The organism is Stenotrophomonas sp. GD04024 (genome assembly GCF_029837545.1).
GTDB lineage: Bacteria > Pseudomonadota > Gammaproteobacteria > Xanthomonadales > Xanthomonadaceae > Stenotrophomonas > Stenotrophomonas forensis.
Map to the genome: position 1 here is coordinate 1 of NZ_JAOEDV010000142.1, position 4,014 is coordinate 4,014.

Genomic DNA, 4,014 nt, shown 5'->3' on the forward strand with positions numbered 1-4,014 from the left:
GGGCGAGTTCAAGGTCAAGGCGGGCGAGCATCCGTTCATGGGGGGCAGCAGCACGCCGGCCAGCCTGCCGCCGTTGCCCGCCTTCACGATCAAGCCCGATCCGGGCCGCACCTTCGAGAGCACCTTCGCCTACGACCAGTTGCGCAGCATCGCCGCGCAGTCCACACCGATCGAGTTCGTCATGATGATGGCGCCGACCTTCGGCTTCGATGTACCCGCGCGGACCTACATGAGGCTGCAGGACGCACTGAAGGATGGCAGCCTGCAGGCGCCCGAACACAAGGTCATGGCGGGTGCGCCTTACCCGGCCGATTACGACAACAGCAAGCGTATCATCCGCGTGAACAGCATGGCGGCTGACCGCGCAGCGACTACCATCGAAGCGTCACGCGAGCTGCTGGCCGTGCTGTTGCACGAATTCGGGCACCACGTCGACAACGTGCTGCGCAGCGATCTGGCCGAGAAGGATGCGAACGGCAAGCCGACCCTCGCTGCAGACAGCGGCAAGGAAGAAGGGGCCGCCCTCGCCTATCGCCTGGCGTTCTTCGACCTGGAAGGTACGCACGAAACCGAATACGCGCAGTACACCTCGCCCGAGTACAACGGTGCGTTGAAGGTGAACTATGCCGAGGTGCAGGCGGCACTGAAGCAACAGGGGCCATTCGCGCAGGAGACCAACAAGAGCGAGGATGGGCGCTACGAGGGGTTCAGCGCGGGTGATGGCCAGAACCATGACAAGCGACCCAACGAGTCGTTTGGGCATCGGTCGATTGAGGCAGTGCTGGGCAAAGTTGGCTTCAGTCGCTCAGATATGAACTCTATCTATTTCGGCAACTGGCTTCGGGATTACTCGCAGCTGCTTGATCCGAAGATCGTCCGTCCGCCGAATCTTCCCAAAGACCTTGGCAAGTACATCTCCCGCTCTGCACTGACGAAGGTTGTCGACGTCCTGGCGGGTAGCGAGTTCTATGCTCTACGCAGAGGGAACTACCGCAACTATGGTGTCACCACGGATAGGCTGGGCGTATACCGTCCCAGCGAACATATCGACAATCCCAAGAACATCAAGCCGTCGCCTCCAGACCCGCGAACCATCGATCCGGACTTCGAGCCATGGATAACTCCAGGCAGCGACCTGCTCAAGGTCGATCCGAACCGCTCGATGAAGCGCTATATCGTCCGCTCAAGCGACTTCATGGAGTCCGAACTTCGAAAGGCCATGTCACTGGGAAAGACACCTGATGGGATGCGTCATTTTGGCTCGGCGCTCCATGTGCTCGAAGACTATTTTGCCCATTCCAATTTTTGCGAGCTGAGCCTTCGAAAGCTCGGGCATGGCAAAGTGCTGCCTTGGACGGCAACAGCAACCTGCAAACATTCGTATCCCGTCGTCACGGGCATGTTCGGCTCAACCGACGTCATTGCCAGCCTGGCAGAACCCATCGCACACAAGGTTTTTGGCATTGAGAGCTGGGAATTCAAGGCCAGCAGGCCCGGCGATCGTTCGGACGGCGAGAAGATCATGCTGATACTGCTATCCGAGCACAGTGACAATAGGTACTACGAAGCCTTCGAGAAGTTCCTCAAACTCCGTGACCGCATCGCAAGCATTCCTGGCCACGAGTACCTTGAACGTGCCGGCTGGATTGCCAGCGCCCCAATGCGTCTCGTGCTGAATTCATACAATTTTGTCTACCAGCAACTGCTTCTACTTGTGGGCAACAGCGTTGACGATGCACAGACCATGTTCGACTCTGATCCCAAAAAGAGCGGCTCAACGGATCCGAGCCACTCCCAGCTTGCCAAGGATCACGACGTGCATCCCTTGCATACGCTCGCTGCCACCCTGGCCAGCAGCGCGGTGCAGCAGGTAGGCGCAGCGATGTACAAATACTGGCAGGGCGCGGCAACGACAAGTCCGGCTGACATCGCAAAAGCCTACCTGGTGCACCCGCAGGACACCTCATGGCAGGATGGGGTAGTACGGGCATGGGCACAGAAACATCCCGCTGATATCCGGCGTGCTGCGTCAGCGACCGAGCTTGAACACTTGCATGAAGAACACGGAAAGCACGCCTTGGAGGAGATTCGCCGGGTGGGTCGTTATGGATCCAAAAGTTGGGACTACATCACGGAGTTCTACGAGGACCTGTTTGGTGAGAAGAATCAGGTGAAGTCTAAGAAATGATCAAGAAACTTTTCATTGCCTCATTCCTCGCGCTCGGCTTCGGCGCGTGCAGCGACGGACAGACTGCAGACCCTGCGCGTGGCGAGGCCAAGGTCGCCACGGATCTAACGTTCAACGAAGACTACGTCGAGTACAGAGGGCATCGCCTGACGTTCAAGCAGGATCTTGCCGCCTGGGAAAACGTACTTGGGCCTACGCACCGCAATGCCCTTTCGGATGTCCCAGACATCGTTGTTTGGGACGACCTGGGCATCCGTATCTATACGAACTATCCGAAGGACCTGACGGTCCGCACAGTCGCCGTCACCCTGAAGGGCCTGCCGGAAGACGCGCTGGCATACATTGCACCCGGCGAAGGCATTCGTCCCCGTAGTAACTACGCCGGAGCTATCTCGGTTAGTGCGGTGAGGGTGGACAGGAATACGCGGGTCGGAGACATTGCGCGGCTCAGTAATGATCGGCTACGCATCGACTGCAGCCACGGCATCAATCTTTGCACGGCAAGCCGCAAGGATGATCAGTTCATGGATGTCAGCACGTACTTTGGCGTCGACGATCGCCGCTATGACAGCATCCCCTATGAAATCGAGTTTGGTCCAGGAGGAAGTGGCTCCCGCTGAACCTCCCGCTGCGCCGAGGTTCCTCTCCGGATCCACGCTCACAGGAATTCCTCAAGCTTCGAGACCGGATTGCGCGCATACCTGGGCATGAGTATCTGGAGCGTGCCGGCTGGATCGCCAGCGCACCAATGCGCGCTGTTCTCAACTGCTACAACTTCGTTTATCAACAGCTGCTGCTACTCGTGGGCAACAGTGTGGATGACGCACAGACGATGTTCGATTCCGACCCGAACAAGAGCGGATCGACTGACCCAAGCCATTCCCAGCTGGCTCAACAGGCTGTCCTCCAAGTTGGCCAGGCCATGGCCGGGCAATGGAGGGGCGATGCTTCACGCGATCCGGTCAAAATCGCGCAGTCTTATCTAGTTCACCCCAATGACACGAACTGGCAGGACGCCATCGTTGGAGCTTGGGCGAAAGGCCATGCGGCGGCCATACGGCGCGCCTCATCAGCCACCGAACTTGAGCACTTGCATGAAGAACATGGAAAGCATGCACTGGAGAGCATCCGCCGCGTGGGTCGCTACGGTTCCGACAGCTGGGACTACATCACTCGCTTCTATGAAGATCTTTTTGGCGAGAAGAATCAGGTCAAACCATAATGATCAAGAGATACATGCTCTCTGCCGTTCTTTTCCTCCTGATGCCTGGCTGCAATGCAGCGCCGTCAGATCCTGGGCTAGCCCGGCAACCAAGAGTGGAATTTGACAAGGGCTCCTTCTCCATCAACGGCAAGACCGCAAGAATAGGCGCCTCCTCTGCGGAGTGGATTTCCGCGCTTGGAACAAAGTACAGATACGCCGATCCGAAGTCTGCCGACATGATGATCTGGGATGATCTCGGCATATTTGTCTATACCGACCTGCCAAAGAAAGATCAGGTCAATACAGTTGCATTCGCTTTTCACCAAAATTCCACCGCCGATCTTGCCTTACCCGGCACCGGACAGGCCATCAGACCCAAACGAATGTTCAACGGCGAGATTGTCATCGGAAGCGTACGGTTCAACGGTGATATGAAGATCGGCGACATCCCGGCCGCGAGCAAATTGACCTTTGAGGTTCACCGCAGCAATGGCATTGCGACATGCACCACGAACCGGGTTGATGGCAATTCTCGCGGCTACTCGATCTACTTCACCGTTGATGAAAAGCGGTATGACAGCGTTCCATACACTATAGAGATCAGCAACGCACTTTAGTCCTC

4 protein-coding genes are annotated in these 4,014 nt (G+C 57.3%); all 4 read left to right on the top strand.

Going from position 1 to position 4,014, the window contains the following annotated elements; all coding sequences use genetic code 11:
• Positions 1-2,188 (top strand): HET-C-related protein (locus tag N7590_RS21860; RefSeq protein WP_345781944.1); only part of this gene is annotated, 2,188 nt, incomplete at its 5' end.
• The gene (locus N7590_RS21865) at positions 2,185-2,808 is read left to right on the top strand and encodes a hypothetical protein (RefSeq protein ID WP_053512139.1); all 624 of its coding nucleotides are present in this window, start codon (positions 2,185-2,187) and stop codon (positions 2,806-2,808) included. The genes N7590_RS21860 and N7590_RS21865, both read left to right, overlap by 4 nt.
• Positions 2,809-2,936: 128 nt before the next feature.
• The gene (locus N7590_RS21870; RefSeq protein WP_053512138.1) at positions 2,937-3,410 is read left to right on the top strand and encodes a hypothetical protein; all 474 of its coding nucleotides are present in this window, start codon (positions 2,937-2,939) and stop codon (positions 3,408-3,410) included.
• A 95-nt stretch (positions 3,411-3,505) separates the two neighbouring features.
• Positions 3,506-4,009, top strand: a complete 504-nt coding sequence (locus N7590_RS21875; protein ID WP_279935899.1) for a hypothetical protein — start codon at positions 3,506-3,508, stop codon at positions 4,007-4,009.
• Positions 4,010-4,014: the final 5 nt, after the last annotated feature.

Bases quoted from the DNA above. Each gene is read 5' to 3' on its own strand.
- N7590_RS21865 (WP_053512139.1), top strand. From the start codon at position 2,185: ATGATCAAGAAACTTTTCATTGCCTCATTCCTCGCGCTCGGCTTCGGC.
- N7590_RS21870 (WP_053512138.1), top strand. From the start codon at position 2,937: ATGCGCGCTGTTCTCAACTGCTACAACTTCGTTTATCAACAGCTGCTG.